Source organism: Pseudomonas sp. 58 R 3 (assembly GCF_900006605.1).
In the GTDB taxonomy this organism is placed as follows: domain Bacteria; phylum Pseudomonadota; class Gammaproteobacteria; order Pseudomonadales; family Pseudomonadaceae; genus Aquipseudomonas; species Aquipseudomonas salomonii.
The window spans coordinates 63,169-81,144 of the sequence record NZ_CVTT01000008.1 but is presented as its reverse complement, the minus strand read 5'-3'; the positions used below and the strand labels follow the sequence as shown (position 1 = coordinate 81,144).

General features: G+C 59.2%; 15 protein-coding genes. 8 read left to right on the top strand and 7 right to left on the bottom strand.

Translation table 11 applies throughout. From position 1 onward, the window contains the following. Positions 1 to 37: 37 nt before the first annotated feature. Positions 38 to 1,141: a bifunctional DNA-binding transcriptional regulator/O6-methylguanine-DNA methyltransferase Ada gene (gene ada / locus BFP92_RS00595; protein ID WP_065911160.1), complete on the bottom strand. Its 1,104-nt coding sequence runs from the start codon at positions 1,139 to 1,141 to the stop codon at positions 38 to 40. 97 nt (positions 1,142 to 1,238) lie between these two features. Beyond that, positions 1,239 to 1,955 carry a 2OG-Fe(II) oxygenase gene (locus BFP92_RS00590; RefSeq protein WP_204839893.1) on the bottom strand — a complete coding sequence of 239 codons (717 nt, stop codon included), beginning with the start codon at positions 1,953 to 1,955 and terminating at the stop codon, positions 1,239 to 1,241. Positions 1,956 to 2,458: 503 nt separating this feature from the next. Here BFP92_RS00590 and BFP92_RS00585 point away from each other — a divergent pair. Both BFP92_RS00585 and BFP92_RS00580 read left to right on the top strand, forming a co-directional pair. Next, entirely contained in the window at positions 2,459 to 2,713 is a 255-nt protein-coding gene (locus BFP92_RS00585) for a DUF6124 family protein (protein WP_065911158.1), read from the top strand. A 215-nt stretch (positions 2,714 to 2,928) separates the two neighbouring features. Beyond that, positions 2,929 to 3,204, top strand: coding sequence for a hypothetical protein (locus BFP92_RS00580; RefSeq protein ID WP_065911157.1), 276 nt, complete (start codon positions 2,929 to 2,931; stop codon positions 3,202 to 3,204). 188 nt (positions 3,205 to 3,392) lie between these two features. On the opposite strand, the gene BFP92_RS00575 is transcribed toward BFP92_RS00580, so the two are convergent. After that, positions 3,393 to 4,166 (bottom strand): SDR family oxidoreductase, encoded by a 774-nt coding sequence (locus BFP92_RS00575; protein WP_065911156.1) that lies wholly within the window; start codon positions 4,164 to 4,166, stop codon positions 3,393 to 3,395. Between the two features lie 222 nt (positions 4,167 to 4,388). Here BFP92_RS00575 and BFP92_RS00570 point away from each other — a divergent pair, with 222 nt between their 5' ends. Then, a complete protein-coding gene (locus BFP92_RS00570; RefSeq protein ID WP_065911155.1) occupies positions 4,389 to 5,270 on the top strand; it encodes a LysR family transcriptional regulator in 882 nt (293 codons plus the stop codon). A 170-nt stretch (positions 5,271 to 5,440) separates the two neighbouring features. Here the strand turns inward: BFP92_RS00570 and BFP92_RS00565 are convergent, their stop codons facing one another. Continuing rightward, entirely contained in the window at positions 5,441 to 6,607 is a 1,167-nt protein-coding gene (locus BFP92_RS00565) for an MFS transporter (protein ID WP_065911154.1), read from the bottom strand. A 230-nt stretch (positions 6,608 to 6,837) separates the two neighbouring features. On the opposite strand from BFP92_RS00565, the gene BFP92_RS00560 reads away from it, so the two are divergent. Next, positions 6,838 to 7,863 carry a hypothetical protein gene (locus tag BFP92_RS00560; protein WP_065911153.1) on the top strand — a complete coding sequence of 342 codons (1,026 nt, stop codon included), beginning with the start codon at positions 6,838 to 6,840 and terminating at the stop codon, positions 7,861 to 7,863. A gap of 127 nt (positions 7,864 to 7,990) precedes the next feature. Then, entirely contained in the window at positions 7,991 to 9,427 is a 1,437-nt protein-coding gene (locus BFP92_RS00555; RefSeq protein ID WP_065911152.1) for an ArnT family glycosyltransferase, read from the top strand. A 15-nt stretch (positions 9,428 to 9,442) separates the two neighbouring features. On the opposite strand, the gene BFP92_RS00550 is transcribed toward BFP92_RS00555, so the two are convergent. Then, complete coding sequence (locus tag BFP92_RS00550) at positions 9,443 to 9,931, bottom strand: TIGR00645 family protein (protein ID WP_017139291.1); 489 nt, start codon at positions 9,929 to 9,931, stop codon at positions 9,443 to 9,445. Positions 9,932 to 10,093: 162 nt separating this feature from the next. On the opposite strand from BFP92_RS00550, the gene BFP92_RS00545 reads away from it, so the two are divergent. Further along, positions 10,094 to 11,917 (top strand): hypothetical protein, encoded by a 1,824-nt coding sequence (locus tag BFP92_RS00545; protein ID WP_065911151.1) that lies wholly within the window; start codon positions 10,094 to 10,096, stop codon positions 11,915 to 11,917. 140 nt (positions 11,918 to 12,057) lie between these two features. On the opposite strand, the gene BFP92_RS00540 is transcribed toward BFP92_RS00545, so the two are convergent. Both BFP92_RS00540 and BFP92_RS00535 read right to left on the bottom strand, forming a co-directional pair. Beyond that, entirely contained in the window at positions 12,058 to 12,375 is a 318-nt protein-coding gene (locus BFP92_RS00540; protein WP_065911150.1) for a PA4575 family protein, read from the bottom strand. 320 nt (positions 12,376 to 12,695) lie between these two features. Then, positions 12,696 to 15,134 (bottom strand): Lon protease family protein, encoded by a 2,439-nt coding sequence (locus tag BFP92_RS00535; protein ID WP_065911149.1) that lies wholly within the window; start codon positions 15,132 to 15,134, stop codon positions 12,696 to 12,698. Between the two features lie 280 nt (positions 15,135 to 15,414). Here BFP92_RS00535 and BFP92_RS00530 point away from each other — a divergent pair, with 280 nt between their 5' ends. Both BFP92_RS00530 and BFP92_RS00525 read left to right on the top strand, forming a co-directional pair. Next, positions 15,415 to 15,903: a DUF3015 domain-containing protein gene (locus BFP92_RS00530; protein ID WP_017139294.1), complete on the top strand. Its 489-nt coding sequence runs from the start codon at positions 15,415 to 15,417 to the stop codon at positions 15,901 to 15,903. A 115-nt stretch (positions 15,904 to 16,018) separates the two neighbouring features. Beyond that, positions 16,019 to 17,872 carry an Lnb N-terminal periplasmic domain-containing protein gene (locus tag BFP92_RS00525; protein WP_065911148.1) on the top strand — a complete coding sequence of 618 codons (1,854 nt, stop codon included), beginning with the start codon at positions 16,019 to 16,021 and terminating at the stop codon, positions 17,870 to 17,872. The last annotated feature ends 104 nt before the right edge of the window (positions 17,873 to 17,976 follow it).

Here is a 17,976-nt window from a genome sequence, read left to right as displayed (position 1 = left end):
CGCGTCCTCCCCCCGTCAAGTCCCCATCCGGCGCAGTTCATCCAGCAACTTGTGTCGCGTGCATGCTCTTCTCGCGCTCGATCAATTTGCGCTTACGCTCCACTCCCCAACGGTAGCCAGACAAGGATCCATCACTGCGCACCACGCGATGGCATGGAATCGCCACCGCGAGCTTATTGGCCCCGCATGCGTTGGCCACTGCACGGGTGGCACTGGGCATACCTATCCGCGCGGCGACCTGGGCGTAAGTCTCGGTCGTTCCTGCGGGAATGTCCCTCAGCGCCTGCCAAACCCGCTCTTGGAATACGGTGCCGCGGATGTCCAACGGCAGCGCAAGGCCTGTGCCCGGCGATTCGACAAAGCCGACGACAGTGGCCACCAGCTCCTCGAACTCGGCGTCGCCACCAATCAGGTTGGCGTTGGGGAACTGGTCCTGAAAGCTCTCCACCAACGCATTAGGGTCATCGCCCAATAAAATCGCGCAAATGCCGCGCGCGCTTCTGGCCACCAGGATCGAGCCCAGCGCGCTTTCGCCCAATGCGAATTTGATATCCACATTGGCCCCCCCTGCACGGTACTCGGTGGGTTTCATGCCGAGGATATTTTGAGACGCTTCATAGAATCGACTGTTTGAGTTAAAGCCCGCCTCATAAAGAGCGTCGGTGATGGTGCCGCTGAGCGAAAGCTGGTCTCTGACGCGCGAACGCAACGAAGCGACGCTGTAGGCTTTAGGCGTGAGGCCCGTGAGTTTCTTGAAGACTCGGTGGAAGTGGAAGCTGCTCATGCCCACCTGTTCGGCCAGATCACCCAGGTTGGGAACCATGTCCGATACGTCGATAAGCCGGCAGGCTTCGGCAACAGCCACCGCATGCTTTTGGGCGACGACCGCCGGGTTGCTGCTGTCGCGCTTGGAGGGGCGAAACCCGGCCCTTTCGGCTTCGGCTGCGGTGTCGAAAAACACGATATTTTCCGGCCGAGGCAGCTTGGTCGGACTGAAGGGTTTGCAGTAAACCCCGGTTGTCAGCACGCCGTAGACGAAATCGAGGTTTGCATCAGCCTGGCGGTTGACGAGAATACTCCAGCGCGGATCGTCCTCGGCCTTCAGCACGGGCTGGATGGTTTGGTCTTTAACGCATTCCATGGCAACACCCCACTTTCGCAATTTGCACAAGCCTATCGCTATTGAAGCGCATTAAAACTCCGAGTCTTGCTTTCAAATTCGAACGCTTGGCCGTCCATCACTGCGCATCATGAAATATTACCCCAAGGGTAAACCGGTCCCCCGCTCTGACCTCGCTCACGCCGTGGCGTGTAAATACGGAGTAGAAGCCTCTGGCCCCCTTAACGGGCCTGCGGTTGACGGCAAAAATCACTGCATCGCCCTTGCGCAACGGCACCACGCTGACCCTGGACTGCATCCGTGGCCGCTGTTCGGTAAGCACGAATTCGCCGCCGCTAAAGTCGTCATTGGGCTCAGACAGGAGGATAGCCATCTGCACGGGAAACAGAATGTCTCCATACAGGTCGCGGTGCAGGCAATTGTAATCGCCTGCACCGTAGCGCAGCAGCAGCGGCGTGGGGCGCTCTTGCCGGGCATCATGGCACTGGCTTAGAAAGTCTTCGTGGCGTTCGGGATAGGGAGGTTCAAGGCCAAGTTTAGTGTTCCAATAGTTGGCCAGTGGAACCATCTGCGGGTAAACACAGGATCTCAATGTGGCGATAATAGGCGGCAGCGGGTATGCAAAATATTTATATTGCCCTAAACCGAAGCCGTGGCTGCCCATATTGATACACGACCTAAAAATGGCCGGTTCGCAGTAGCTATCGATAAGACCCTGGCAGACGTCTGGGTCGAGCAGGTTCTCAATGACGCTAAAGCCGCTGGCGTTTACGCGATGTAGATGCTCACTCCAGTTTTCGCAAGCGAGCCTTGTTTCCAATGCCGTGTCGATCATTGCCATTCCCGTGTGGATCGCATGATTGTCAACATACCGCAGGCAATCCGTGGGAGCCTCCGGTTTATTGCTATCAAATTAATCCAGTGAACCGCCCCGGATTTCCATTTCAGATTATCCCGGCCCACCAATTCAAAGCATCGACAAAACCCGCCCAGTGCAGGTTTCGTTGTTTCTGAGGTCTGAAAACCCCAGCCAGCATGCCTTCGGATTTTTCCTTCAAGACATCGCGCCGTTGGTGAACTGTTCCCACCCCATCTACACGGCTAACCTCCTCCCGTCGCTGCAAAATCAGCGACCGGGTTTAGCAGCTCGGTTAATATCAAGGCCTGCAACGCCACCATCCGTTCAGCATCTGCTGGACTGCGTTATGGCCGCTGTGCGTGGGGCACTTTCGGGTGCGCTGGGTTCCTTGATTCCTGGTCTGCTAACCCGCGTACAGTCGCCACCCACTTCGTTTAGCAGCGATGCCTGGCGACTCCACCAATCAAGGAGTTTGCGCCATGAAAAAAATCCCCCCCAATCCCCCAGCGAGCCTTTTCACGGTCGCTCAAAACATCGACCCCGAAACCCTCCTGATTCAAGCCAGCGAAACCCTTGCCTCGCTGAACGCTATCACCACTGACCTGGCTTTCGAACTCGAAGGTGAAAACCGTCAGAAGGTTTTGGGTAGCCAACAATTAATCGTGCTCGGTGAGTTATTGATCGAGCGGGTGTTGACCCTACTGCCGCCCACAAGCTCACCGTCCCCGCAATAGCCACAGCCCAAAAAGCCGAGTCGCCATGCAGCAACTCGGCTTTAAGAATCTTCAGTGCTCAGCGTCCCTTCGCTCACTCGAAATAAACCTGCTCAACCACGCCACCCGCTCAGCTGCTGCCGATCTTAAAATTAAGGTCATGTGGATAAACGCTTGATCCAACCCTGTAGCCTTTAGCGAACGATGTTTACCACCCGCTATACGAGGAAGCGCTCATGGGTCAGTCCAGCGAAAGTCGTGTTGAGCAGCCGCAGGAGAATATCGAAGTCTCACTGGCTGCCGAAAAAGTGGAACTTGAAGCATGGCTTGATTTATTCGAAGCGGCGCCTGTCCACGTGCGTGCTGCTTTCGACTTAGCCAGTACCAGGATCGGCGCGATGGGGTTGCAGACTAGCCGAGGCATTCCAATCACCGAGTTCAATCGTGTCATGGGTGTCAACACTGCAACGCTGTCAGAGGCTGATAGCGAGTTCGAATCGTCGCGTTGGTAAACCGAACGATCAGACCGATGCTGTAAAGGCATATTGCATGCCCAAGAGTCGCCCCCTCCCCCCAAGGCCTGGATTCAAAACAGGCCAGTACAGAGTCGGGTTATTAGGCTCTGCTAAATTGCTGGGGAGGGCGTCGGCTGTTTGCGTGTTGGCAGTGTGTCGTCGGCCGCAATCAGACCGACGTGGTCTCACATCACGCTGGGCACCAAATTCTCTCCACCCGAGACTTCAATCACAGTGCCGGTCATGTAGCGATTGGTCATTAAGAACAGCGCGGCATGGGCAATATCGGCCGCCGTACCCGCGTGTCTCGCTGGAAAGTTCTGGCGAACTTTCTCACGCAAGCCTTCGCGTTGATCTGCGGGCAACACGCTCCACATATCGGTGTCGACAAAACCCGGACGAATCGTATTCACCCGAATGGGCGCGAGCTCAAGCGCCAGTGAACCGGCCAGTGCTTCTACTGCGATAAAAGCAGACGTCGGTGCGGTGAAACCGAGTTTTGGCCGAACGGCCGAGCCCCCGGTAAGAAAGGTGATCGTGCCGCCAGCCCTCAGGTGTGGCACCGCATACCGGGCGCAGGCCCAACTGCCGAGGAACTTGCCTTCGATGTAACTACGCACCCCTTGCATATCGGCATCCATAAAAGCGCCCCAAGTCCCGAAATCGGGAGCGGCCGTGATCGCGAGATGGTCGAAGGCGCCAATGCGATTGAACGCCTCGCGCACATCGGCTTCGTTTCGAATGTCCAGGCTAATCTGTTCGAAATCAGCCAGATCCGGACGCTCCTGCAGGGATGTAATGCGGCGACTGGCGACCGTTACCGACGCGCCGGCCGCATGCGCCGCCTGAGCAATGCCGAGGCCCATCCCGGTTTTGCCGCCTACAACTACCACCCTTTTGCCTCGAAGGCTCAAGGAAGGGACGGCGTTTTGGTTCTGATCAATCACTTCGCTGCTCATGATTCTGTACCTGTTCATTAGTGGATGTGTGTATGCAGTAACCGTCGCCGTGTAGCCGCTAGCCGTTAATCCGGTTACCTGACCGCGCCAGCGACCGGCGATGAATCCATATTAATTAAGTGCCCCTAAGGTGATAATCATCAAAAAACACATATGGTTTATTCATATTTAGAATGAATTGACTCATGTGTTGGAATCGCGCAGATAGCCTGGGAAATTTCAATGGACCGATTTCGTGAACTGACGGCGTTTGTAACCGTTGCTGAAATGGGCGGCTTTTCTGCTGCTGCCCGTCGACTGGGCGATTCGCAATCGGCCATCAGCAAATCCATCAGTGCCCTGGAAAAACGCCTGGGGGTGATGCTGTTCAACAGGAGCACGCGCAGCGTGGCCCTCACCGATCAAGGCCGTCGATACTATGACCGGACCAAACCGCTGCTTGAGGAGATCGATGAAGCCGACGGTGAGCTGGCCAATAGTGTCGGGGACGTCAGCGGTTTAGTTCGAATAGCGGCGCCGGCTACGTTCGGCCGGCTGCATGTGGTTGCGCTCATCCCGCAACTGCTGGCACTTCACCCGAATATCAAACTGGATGTCTGCCTGTCGGACAGTGTCCGGGATTTGGTTGATGATGGTATCGACCTCGCGATCAGAGTCAGCCCCAAGCATGATCCTGATTCGGTGGTGAAGCCCGTCGCGGCTACAACGCTGGTATGTGTCGGTTCTCGCCACTACTTTGATCGCTATGGCACGCCAGCTGTGCCCGAGGATCTGGCGCAACATAACTGCCTGATCTACAACGACATGACGCAATGGCCATTCCAGGGGCCGGATGGACCGTTCACCGTTCCCGTGCAGGGCAATCTTTCTTCCAACAGTGTAGAAACCATTTTGGCCGCGGTGCTGGCGGGTGTCGGCGTTGGAATGTTCAATAGCGCCTCGTTGGTAGGGGATCTGCAGCATCCTGATATCGTGACGGTGTTAGGCGAGTTTATGAATTCATCGAGAGAGATAAGCCTGATATGGCCCCGGCGTCGGTTCGTTCCCGCAAGAGTCAGAGCAGTTACGGACTTCTTTGCCACACAGCTCGCGTTACGCCTGTGAGTCGCGGCACTCACCGAGCAATTGGAACGTTAAGCGTTGGCGTACCGCGTATCGCCAGGCAGGCGCGCGAGCTTTCACGATAGCGTTCACGCATCAAATGCCGGGTGGGCCACCGAAGTAGGCGCCGCCGGGCGCGGGTTTATTGCGCGCATCATGGCGTGTTCCAAGCATCACGGGCCGGGGTTTCTGCGCACCGTCAGCAGAGCGATGAAAAGCGCACCGGCGACCCCCACCGATATCATCAACCCATGCCCACCCACATAAGAAACCACCACCCCCGTCGCAATCGGCCCCACCACACTCCCCAACGTATAAAACATCGCAATCGCCGTCATCGCCGTAGACACCTGATGCTCCCCCACCCGATCTCCCGCTTCGATCACCGCCAGGGTGTTCATGCCGCCAATCGCCCCACCCCAGAGGAATACGATGAGCGTCGCCAACCAGGGAAGCGGCTGGCTGAATGGAATGGCGAATGTGCCCAGCAGCAAGACTAACCCGCAAACCAATTGGCCGATTGTGTAGGAGCTGCGGTCGGCCATCCAGCCGATGGGCAGTTGCAGGAGCGTGCCGCCGATGCCGAAGACCGAGATCAGCAGGGTCGCGGCGGTGAGCAGGTAACCGGCCGAGAGGCTGTAGCCGGCCAGGAATGAAACGGATGAGGTTTCGGCAAAGCCGGCGATAAACGCGCCGCAGAGTGCGGTGGGGATGACGCTGAATAATTTGCCGTGGCGTTTTTCTGCCGGGGTTTGTGGTTGGGTGTCGTAGGGTGTGAGGGTGAGTGCCAGTAGGCCGGAGAGCAGGACGATGACGGCGCAGGCGTAGTAAGGCGCGGCGCTGCCGACGCCGAAGACCACCAGCAGCAAGGGGCCAACGGCAATGCCCAGGCCCATGAGGGTTTCGTGTACGCCAATCGCGCGGCCGCGTTCGTCTTTGGAGGCGACGGCGACGATCCAGGTGTCGCAGGCGATCCAGCGCAGGATCAGGCCGATACCGAGGACAAAATTCAGCGCAAAAATCAGCCCCAGGTGGTGGGTCAAGGTCATGCCGATCAATGCGCCCACGGTGAGCACCGCACTGAGGATGTTGGTTGTGACCAGCCCCAGGTAGGCGAGCAGGCGCGGCACCCATTTGTACAGCAGCAGGATCGCCAGCCACGAGGCGCTGACGATCACGCCGATCTTGGCCGGCTCCACGCCTTGCTGTTCCAGCGACAGCGAAAGCAGTGGCGTGACGGTGCCGATCTGCACGATCTGCGAGAGTGCCGAGAGGGTGTTGATCTTGGTTAAGGCAAACCAGCGCTGTTTGTCGGTGTATTCGATGATCGGACTTTCCATGGGTGAAAGGCCTTGGTTAAGCAGCAGTAGAACGCCCGAACTGCCAAGGGGCAAAGTAGCGATTAGTACCCTGCCAACCTGCCAGGCACCCATATTCTTAATGACTAAGGATATAAAAACCGAGAGTTACCTTATCTAAAAAGAAGGTGTTTGAATCGCCCCAGGTTTCGTAGACACCTCATTCCCATTACCCTGACGACCTTTATCAGACAACCGGAAGTCAGATACCCGTGCTCAAGCCCCTCGCCGTCATCGCCCTCGCCTTCACGCCCTTGCTCGCCAACGCCGCCGACCTTGCGGGCGTATGGCAAGGCACGCTGGGTAAATCCGCCATCACCGCCTGCTTCAACGGCGTCGACGGCGAGCAGGGCAGTTACTACTACCAGCGCATTCTCACGCCGATCCAGCTGACCCAGGCCAGCGACAACGCGCCGTGGGTCGAAGCCGGCAATACCGGTTTGTGGACGCTGGGCAAACCCCAGGGCGATACGCTCGCGGGCACCTGGAGCAAAACCAAAGACGCCAACTCGTTGCCACTGGCCTTGAAACGCATCAGCACCGACGGCTGCGGCAGCGATGCCTACAACGCGCCCATGGAAGCCGCGCCGTTGCCGGTGAAGACCGAGAAGAAAAGCTTCGAAAACCACGCGTATCTGCTCAAGGCCCAAGGCGCGCAGGTCACGATCAAGCTTGCGGGCGACAGCCCGGCGATTCAGAAGATCAACCAGCAACTCGCTGCCATGGCTGTCAGCGATGAGGAGCAGGCGGACTACTTTCAGGAGCGCCGTGAGTACCTCGGGCGAAACGGCTCGGGCTATACCAGCGAAATCGACGTGGAGCCGACCTATTGGTCGTCGCACTTCATCACCGTGAAGTTTTATCGCTGGGCGGCGGGCACTGGCGCGCGAGGCATCAGTTGGGGCTTGCACTCCTGGAACCTGCAAACCGGCGAACGTGTCGACCCGTGGACCTGGCTCGGCGGCCAACAACAAGGGTATGACGTCTACTCCGGGCACGTGAAGTTGCCTGCCAGGTTCAGCGCCTGGCTGGCCAAACAAACCACCACCGACGAAGGTTGCCCGGCAATCACCGACTACGACAGCTTCGACCTGAGCTTCAACACCCAAGGCTTGCAACTCGCCACACGTGCCACGGGCGACGGTTGCGACAACGACCTGAGCTTCACCTGGGCGCAATTGGAGCCGGTACTCACCGAGCCTGGCAAAGCGGCATTGCCCAGCTTGAAACTGCCCTGAATACGGGGCTGAGCGGGCCTTACAAAAACCCCACATTCGTTCACGAAATGTTAAGAAACGGCTACCTATACTGACCGATTAACATGGCCGCTCCCCCGAGCGGTCCCCTGCTTCGGTAGCCAGAACCATGACGCGTCCCGCTCCTCTGCTGCTCTTTCTTCTCGCTGGTCTGTTGTTCTTCTTCGCCCTCGGCGACCATGAGCTGCAAGGCTCCACTGAAGCCCGCGTCGCCGGGATCGCCATGGCCATGCACCTGGACAATGACTGGGTGATCCCGCGCCTGTTCCGCGAGCCCTTTCTGGAAAAACCACCCCTGAGCCTGTGGCTGGATGCCGGCGCCATTCGCCTGTTTGGCGGCACCACCTGGGCCGTGCGCCTGGCGTCGGCGTTTGCCGGGTTGTTCAGTGTGATGCTGTTTTACGCGATGCTGCGCAAGTTCGGGCGGCCGCAAACCCTGGCGTTCTGCGCCGCGCTGATCCTGGCGACCATGGCCAGTTACTGGGGCAATGTGCGCGGCGTGGGCGAGGACTCGTTGCTCAGCCTCGGCGTGACCACCGCGCTGCTGGGGTTCTACCAGGCCGTGCGCACTGATCGCGAAGGCTCAAGCGGTTGGGCCTGGGCGCTGTTTACCGTCGGCATGGTCATCGCCACCTTGAGCAAAGGTGTGCTCGGCCTGGCGATGCCGGGCATTGTGATTTTTGTGTATTTGCTCAGCACCAGCCTGATGGACAAACGCCTGCGCCTTGGCGACTGGCTCAAGCCGGCGCTGTTCACCTTGCTGGCGCTGGTGCCGCTATTGATCTGGCTGGGCTTCCTGTTTCAGCGCGGCGGTATGCAGTCGGTGGCGGAAGTGCTGTGGACCAACAGCGTCGGGCGCTTCAGCGGCTCCTTCGTCGAAGCCGGGCATTACGAGCCGTTCTATTACTACATCGCCAAGCTGCCCGAGGCTTTCCTGCCGTGGAATATCCTGGTGTACCTGGGCTTGTGGCACTTTCGCAAAAGCCTGGTGCGTAACCGTTACCGTCTGTTTTTCAGCGTGTGGCTGGTGGCGCAGTTCACCCTGCTGACCCTGGCGTCGAGCAAGCGTGTGGTTTACCTGATGGCACTCACGCCCGCTGCCGCCGTACTGGCGGCCGAATATGCAGGGGTGTTGCTGGAGTGGCTTAAAGCCAATAAACCGTCGATTTATCGCTACCACCGCAGGGTGATCGGCGGGGTTTTCACCCTGGCGATTGCCTGCTACCTGGCGGCGGCCTTCTGGTTTGCCCCCAAAGCCGACGTGCGCCAGTCGTTTGTGCCGGTGATCAGCCAGGTACAGGCCTACCAGGCACAAGGCAAAGACGTGGTGCTGTTCCAGCCCAACGAACGCATCGCCGGGGCCAGTGTGTTCTACCTGCAGGCCTACTTGCCGATCCTGCAAACCGAAGCCGAGCTGCGCACTTACCTCACAGCCAAACCCGGCAACGTGGCGCTGCTGGACCGTACTGAGCAACTGAGCGAGAAAGTCACGGTGATCAAGGAAATGGCGATCAACCGCCAGCCTTACTACTTCGTCGAGCAGTAAGGCCGGCGCTGCACATCAGTGCTTGGTGAGTTTGTCCAGGTAACCCATGGCAAACGCCGAGACCACGAAGGTCATGTGGATGATCACATACCACATCAAATGCTGCGGATCGACGTTCTTGGCGTCCATGAAGATCCGCAGCAGGTGGATGGACGAAATCGCCACGATGGAGGCCGCCACTTTCATCTTCAGCGACGAAGAATCCATGGTGCCCAGCCAGTTGAGCTTTTCTTTGTTCTCATCGATATCCAGCTGCGAGACGAAGTTCTCGTAGCCGGAAATCATCACCATCACCAGCAAACCGCCGACCAGGGCCATGTCGATCAACGACAGCAGCAACAGGATCACTTCCGATTCCAGCATGGTGAAGATGTTGGGCAGGACGTGGATGATTTCCTGGAAGAACTTCAGCGCCAGGATCAGCAGGCCCAGGGAAAGCCCCAGGTAGATCGGGGCCAGCAGCCAGCGCGAGGCGTACATCGTATTTTCGATAAAGCGTTCCATCAGATCTCACACAGCCAGGCTAAAAATGGCCGCGAGTATACCAGCCGCCTCCAAACAGCTGGAACCACGAGAAAACTGATCTGTACGGCATCTGTAAGAGAATTTTTCTGCTAGTGTCGAGTCCTCTCACTCGGCTTGATGATGTCGGACAGGAAGATTCAGATGACGGATGTGCGATCCCCTTTGGCCACCCTTGGCCTGTGTGCGGTGTTGCTGATGGCTGGCGGCTGCTCCCCGAAAGAAGAGCAGAAGCAGGCCACCCTCGAAGAGAAAACCGCAAAGTTCGAACAATCGCTGGACAGCATTCAAGACCCCAAACTCAGAGACGCCATCGCCGACCTCGGCGGCTCCCTGCTGTTGCTGGAACGGGCGCGGGTCAAGCTCGCCAACAAGCCTGTCGAAGCCGAATACGGCGAAGACACCCTGGCCCTGCTCACGCACTACCCCACGCCCCAGGCCCTGGTCGACACCTACATCAATGGCCTGTTCGTGCTGCGCAAAGCCTCGCACTCCGACTACCTGACCGATCTGCAGCCAGTGTTCCCGTTCAGTTTCAACAGTCCCGACCAGTTCCCCTTCCCCCACAGCCTGGAATGGCAGTCGGTGACCTTGAGCAACAATAAGGTCATCCCCTTCCAGCCGGAATGGTCGGAAACCGACCCGGGCATCCAGTTGAGCCCCAGCAGCTCCAACCTGACCAACCCCGATGACCTGACCGTCACCTACCCGTTTATCGAAGGCATCGAGACCGACAACAAGAGCCAGCCGCAACCCGTCAGCCTCAAAGGCTCGGTTGAAGTGGTTGCGCCGGGCAAGGTGCTGACCTTCGACCTGTCGAAAAAAGACGTGGGCCACAAACGCACCGAGGGCACGGTCACCCTCAACCTGCTGTTGCTGGAGAAGAACTACGCCGAGATTGAACTGACCAACAGCGCACCGCTGGCGCCGGAAGTCGGTGACGAATCGCCCAACCCTTTGCTGGTGCAGGCACGCGACAGCACCGGGCAGTACCTGACCCGCTCGGGCTCGATCAACGAAAATGCCGCGCAAGTGGCGTTCTACGAGAAACAACTGGCCGAGATGCAAAAGCAAAAGGCCTGGTCGGATGACTTTGAGAAGCAACTTACCGACGAGCAAAAAGCCTTCGAGCACAAACAGAGCAGCCACTACGCCAAGGTGTATTTCAATGGCGTAATCGACACGTTGCAGGTCGATGTCCTGGACTTCTCCACCGCCACCCTCACCCGCAAAGACCTGGACCTGCCGGTGCAGCGTTTCGACAAGAACAGCCTGCAAAGCAGCGTACAAGCGCTGCCGATGCCGGTCACCGTGTACGACGACAGCGCCGCCAGTTGGCTTAAAGACGCCGCCATGACCGAGGACCAGCTGAAAAAAAGCGTGACCATCACCCAGTCGACCGAAGACGCCAGCGCGGCGAAAATCGTGTTTGACCACCCATTCACGTTCAATGACGACCTGGTCGGCGCTGATCGCAACAACAGCGACGCGCCCATCACCTTCTTCACGGCGGACGACAAAGGCGAGCGCGGCGAGCCGATTGAACTGCCCACCGAAGCTTTCGAGCTGAACGCCGGCAGCGGCACACTCACCTACGACCTCAACCTGTTCCCGGAAACCCCGGCCTTTGTGGTGGGCTCGGTGCCGCTGTTTTTGGCCACCATCGAGAAAAACACCCTGGATACGAGCAAGCTGCCTAAAGGCTTGTCGCTCAAGGACAACGCACTGATCGTCGACCAAAAGGAATTCCCCGCCGACAGCTGGCGTTTCTACGCCAAGGACGCCAGCGGCAATTACCTCAAGGAAATCCTCGGCGTAAGCCACCGCGCCGAGGAATACGGCACGGCGCTGTTTGACGTGCACTACTTCTACGGCCAGCCCACCCGCCTGGAAAGCTACCAGCGCACCGACCTGGATACCGTGCAATACGGTTTTGAGGTCAAGCTGGATAAGCCCGAGGGCAAGTAACCGCAACGATCGTTCCCACGCTCCGCGTGGGAATGCATCCCGTGACGCTCCGCGTCACCTGCCCACGGCTTGAACCTGCGCTGGCTGCGGGACGCGGAGCGTCCGGGGCGGCATTCCCACGCAGAGCGTGGGAACGATCATCACAGCGCCAATCGCTCTCGCCCACCGTTGAGTTGGCGCAGATGGGCCTGCAGGTGCAGACACCAGATCTGCGGGTCATCGGCCAGCGCATAGCCGTGCAGGGTCAGGCTTTGCACAATCGACTCCAGAATGGTTTCTGCCACAAAAGGCCCATGGAACGGGCCTTGGGATTTGACGGTGGACGGCTGCTCGCCGGTCATGCCGGCGGCAAACAACAAGGTCCACATCCCGTTTTCCCCGGCGAGCGGGCGAATGGAGCATTCGATACGGGTGACCAGGCCCAGGCATTGGCGGGTAAGGCAAAGGCTGCGCGGCATGGCGGCGACCCTCGGTAGATCGGTGTTCAGCCCCAATCACGCGGCGAGGCTGTCTCTGTCCTGCGACTCCTGTGGATATCCCTTGAAGTGAGAATAGAAGAAAACCGGTGCAAACCAAGGTTGTAGGGACCAACGGGCGTTGGTCTTTGAGGATGGAGTCAATTTAGTGGCGAATTTACCGATATTGTAGATACACACCGCTGATCCAATGTGGGAGCGGGCTTGCTCGCGAATGCGGTCGGTCAGACACATTGATACTGACTGATCCACCGCCTTCGCGAGCAAGTCCGCTCCCACATTGACTGCACTGCGACGAAAAATCAGGTTGGCTGGGTTTGCGCCAACGCCTGCTGCGCCAGCTCCTTCTCCGCCTCCTTCAAATCATCCTCGCTGATCATCTCGGCAATCGCACGCAACCGCTCAACCACGCGCGCATTCACCGTGCCTTCGGGGAATTGCCCTTCTTCGTCCGGGTCACCGGCAGGCTCGCCCACCAACAGGCTCAGCGCCTCGTCGGCCTGACGCACGGCGTAGATATGGAACTGCCCGTCGCGCACGGCTTGCAGCACCTTCTCATCGAGCATCAGCGTGGCCACGTTGGCCTGCGGGATGATCGCGCCCTGCTCGCCGGTCAAGCCGCGGGCTTCGCAGAGGCGGAAGAAGCCTTCGATCTTCTCGTTGACCCCGCCCACCGCCTGCACTTCACCGAACTGGTTGATTGAGCCGGTGATGGCAAAGCACTGCTTGAGCGGCGTTTTCGACAAGGCCGAAATCAAGGTGCACGCCTCGCCCAGAGACGCACTGTCGCCGTCCACGTAACCGTAGGACTGCTCCAGCGCGATACTCGCCGAGATCGCCAGCGGGAATTCCTGGGCATAACGACTGCCCAGGTAACCGGTGAGGATCATCACGCCCTTGGAGTGGATCGGCTGGCCGAGGTTAACTTCGCGCTCGATGTCGACAATGCCGCTGCCGCCGGGGTACACCGTGGCGGAAATCCGCGCCGGCACGCCGAACGCCGAATCACCGACTTCCAGCACCGTCAGCCCGTTGCACTTGCCCACTGCCGCACCGGCGGTGTCGATCAGGATGACCCCGGCGAGCATGTCGTCGAGAATCCGCGCCGATACCCGCCCGGTGCGCGTGGCCTTGGCCTTGAGCGCACGTTCGATATGGCCGGCATCGGTCATTTCGTCGCCCGCCAGGTGGCGGATAAAGTCCGCCTCGCTGACCAGTTGGAACAAGTCGCCAATGCGCGCCGACAAACGGCCCTGATGCTCTGCCAACCGAGCGCTGTAAGTGGCCAGCCGGGCCACTGCGTCCGAGGTCAGCGGCGCCATGCCTTCTTCCGAGGTGCGGGTTTTGAGCAACTGGGCGAACTGTTCCAGGCTTTCGTCGACCATCGGGATGTCTTCGTCGAAGTCCACCAGCACGCGGAACATCTCCTGGAAGTCCGGGTCGGCGTCCTGCAACGCGTAGTACAGCTGGCGCGAACCAATGATGATGACCTTGACCTGCAACGGGATCATCTGCGGGTTGAGGGTCACGGTGGCCAAGCGCCCCAGCTCACCCAGCGGTGACTCCATCTTCAGCTTGCGCGACTGCAAGGAACGCTTGAGCGCGTCCCACACAAACGGCTCGCTGAGCATTTTTTCGGCTTCCAGGATCAGGAAACCGCCATTGGCACGGTGCAACGCACCTGGACGCAACTGGCGATAGGTGGTGTAGAGCGCGCCCTGGTCGGTGCTGTACTCGATACGGCCGAACAGGTTGTCGTAGGTCGGGTGCGGCTCAAACACCACCGGCGCGCCGCCGTTGACCGAGTGGCCCACCACCAGGCTTGGGCAATATTGCTCTTCGAGCAGCTTGCGCGCCTGGGCGTCGGTCTTGGCGTCGTCGACCAATTGCTCGACCACGGTTTTCAGCAGGTAAACCTGCATGGCTTGCAGGTAACCGCAAACGCCTGCGTTTTCTGCGTATTTTTCCGACAAGGGCGCCAGCAAAGGTTGCAGGGCCAGGGTGATGGTTTCTTCGTTGAATTGGCGCAGTTGGTTGTTGGACTCACGTTTCCACTGCGGCAAGCTGGCCAGCTCTTCGTTGAGGCGTTCTTCCAGCTCGGAAATATCCGTGTGGAAACGCTCGCGATCGACTTCCGGCAGTTGCGAGAACTCCGCCTCATCCAGCGCCTTGCCGTCGAGCATCGGCGTGAAAGCGATGTTGGAGCTGTCGCGGTACAGCGCCACGTCTTTTTCCAGCGCCAGGCGCTCGATCACGTCCAAGGCCTTGTCGTAACGCTGGTTGAAGGCGCGGTCGATGGCGCTTTTGCGCTGTTGATAGGTCGGGTGTTCGAACACCGCCGGGAACGTGGCGACAAGGTTGTCGACCAAGGCGTTGATATCGGCGATGAACGCCGCCGCAGCGCCGCCCGGCAATTCCAAGGCACGCGGTTCGCGCGGCTCGTCAAAATTGTTGACGTAGACCCAGTCGGCCGGGGTCTGCAGGCGTTTGCCTTCGGCTTTCAGGTAGCGTTTGACGAACGAAAAGCGGCCGGTACCGGGCTCGCCCATGACAAACACGTTGTAACCGGGGCGTGGCATCGCCACACCGAACTGCAACGCTTCTACTGCGCGTTCCTGGCCAAGCACACCGCGAAAGGGCTCCAAATCATTGGTGGTCGAGAAGCTGAACTGTTCAGCGGAGAAAGGGCGAGTCAGCGCTTCGGGCGCTAGACGCAAGCTGGCAGCAACAGGATCAGGCATCGGGCTTCCTTACATCAGGCGGGGCAGATGTCGGCATTCTGGCTCTCGCTGACGCGCTCTGGCAAGGCGAGGCTGTGGGAAAGCATAGACAGGGCATGCGTCTTACAAAAAAATCGCTGCCACGCTCGACAACCACACCGATTGTTTTATAAAAAATCACGGAACCCTGGGATCGTGCCTAAACTCCAAACTGCGCGGGTTGGACTAATAACTGGCCCCTAGGGCGCTGCGACGCGCCTGAACCCTTGTCCATTGGTTTGCACACAAAGAGAACAAAGCTATGAAACGGATCCTTCTTGGTACTCTCTTCACCGTTGTCTCCCTCAATGCAATGGCTGAATCGCCAGGTGGCCCGAACTGCGGTTGGGGCAACATGCTGTTCGAAGGCCAGCGCGGTACGCCTGCTCACTTCCTCGCTTCCACCACCAACGGCACCTCGGGTAACGCCACCTTCGGCATGACCTCGGGCACCAACGGTTGCAGCACCAACAGCGCCCTGACCTACGGCGGCAAGTCCTGGATTGCCATGAATGGCATGATGAACGAGCTGTCCGAAGACATGGCCAAAGGCAACGGCGAAGCGCTGACCACCTACGCGGTGGTACTGGGCGTTGCACCGGAAGATCGCGAGCACTTCGCGGCCGTGACCCACGAGCACTTCCAGCAGATCTTCAGCAAAGCTGACGTGACCGCCGACGACGTGCACAACAACACCCTGGCTGTACTGAAAAGCGATACCCGCCTGGCCAAATACGCTACCCAGGCTTAAGCTCGACTGGCCCGCGCCTTTCGAGGCGCGGGTTTTATTTCTGGTTTTATTTTTGGTTCTACTTTTGGGCCCGCCTCCCCTTTGGGTCTCACTACTTCCGACTTAAGTTGCCCTTATGCTCAAACGCTTTGCCTGGCTGGCACTCTTCGCCTGCGCCCCGCTGTACGCGGCGCCGCATATTGATGATCAACGTTTGCAGCAACTGGCCAATGATCCGTTCTGGCTGTCTTTGGGTCATTACGAGGCCGGCAAGCTCAAGGGCTGGCGCAGCTATGTCAGCGACAAAAAGTTCTTCCTCGCCCCCGATGGCGCCCACCACCCGGACCAGGAACTGCAGGCCACCGTGGAGGCACTGTACGCCCCGGCCAGCCTCGGCGAAAAGCACGCCCAATGCGTTTACCCCGCACGTACCCGCTGGCTCAAGAGTCAGTTGAATCTGACCGATTTGCCCGCGCTGGAGTGCAAGGAATTCACCCAATGGTTCAAGGACGTCGCGCCCCACAGCGCGGTGATGATCTTCCCGGCGGCCTACCTCAACAGCCCGTCGTCGATGTTCGGCCACACCCTGTTGCGCATCGACCAGGCTGACGTGCAGAGCAACAACACCGCGCTGCTCAGCTATGCGATCAACTTCGGCGCCTATATCGAAGGCTCCGACAACAGCATCCTCTACGCCTGGAAAGGCCTGATGGGCGGCTACCCCGGCCTGTTCGCGCTGGTGCCGTACCAGGAAAAACTCTCGGAATACCGCAGCCTCGAGAACCGCGACCTGTGGGAATACCGCCTGAACCTCACCGAAGTCGAGACCAAGCGCATGGTCGAGCACGTGTGGGAGCTCAAGCAGATCCAGTTCGACTACTTCTTCTTCGATGAAAACTGCTCCTATCGCCTGCTGGAGCTGCTGCAAGTGGCGCGCCCGAGCCTGCGCCTGACCGAGCAATTCCCGCTCACGGCGATCCCCACCGACACCGTCAAAGCCGTCAAAGAAGCGGGCCTGGTGGAAAAGATCGACTACCGCCCGTCCCGTGAACGCGAGTTGCTGGAACGCGCCAAGCCACTGGATGGCGACGAGCAGCAATGGGTGCTGAAAATCAGCGATGACCAGAAGCAGTTGCAGGAACCGGCCTTCAAAGCCCTGCCCCGCGAACGTCAGGCGCTGATTATCGACGCTGCCTATCGCCTCGGCCGCTACCGCGCCAATGGCCTGGAGCGCGACACCGAACGCTCGCAACGCAGCTTCGAACTGCTGCGCGCGATCAACCAGAACCCGGCGCCCGACCTTAAAATCGAACGCCCCGGCCTGCCCGAAGACGGCCACGAATCGCGCACCTGGCAGGCCGGCATCGGCACCCGCGGTAGCAAAACCTTTGGCGAATACGGCCTGCGCATGGCCTACCACGACCTCAACGACAACGCCGAAGGCTTCCCGCTGGGCGCGCAGATTGAAATTTTGCAGATGAAACTGCGCCAGTACGAAGGCAACCACTGGCAACTGCAGCAACTCGACCTGGCCACCATCCGCTCCCTGACCCCGCGCAACGCGCTGTTGCAGCCGTGGTCCTGGCAAGTGACCGGCGGCCTGGAGCGCGTGCCTGGCAAACACGACGACGAAACCCTGGTTGCCCACGTCAACGGCGGCGCGGGCGGCACCTGGCAACTCACCGACGACATGCTGGGCTTCGCCCTCGGCACCGTGCGTGTGGAGCATAACAACGACTTCAGCGAAGCCATCTCACCGGCTGCCGGGTTCAACACCGGCGTGCTGTGGAAAAACCCGCTGGGGAATCTGAGCCTGGAAGCCAAGGGTGATTTCTTCACCAATGGCGAAGTACGGCGCAGCATCAGCCTGAACCAACAGTGGGAATTGTCGCGCAACCTGGGCCTGCGTTTGAGTGCCCAGCGTGAGTACAGCCATTTGTCGACGCCGGTGAATGAAGTGATGCTTGAAGTGAAGTGGTATCACTACTGATCTTTGAGACCCGGCGAAGCTCCAATGTGGGAGCCGGGCTTGCTCGCGAAAGCGGTCGTCCAGGTAATGATGTATTGACTGTCCCACCGCTTTCGCGAGCAAGC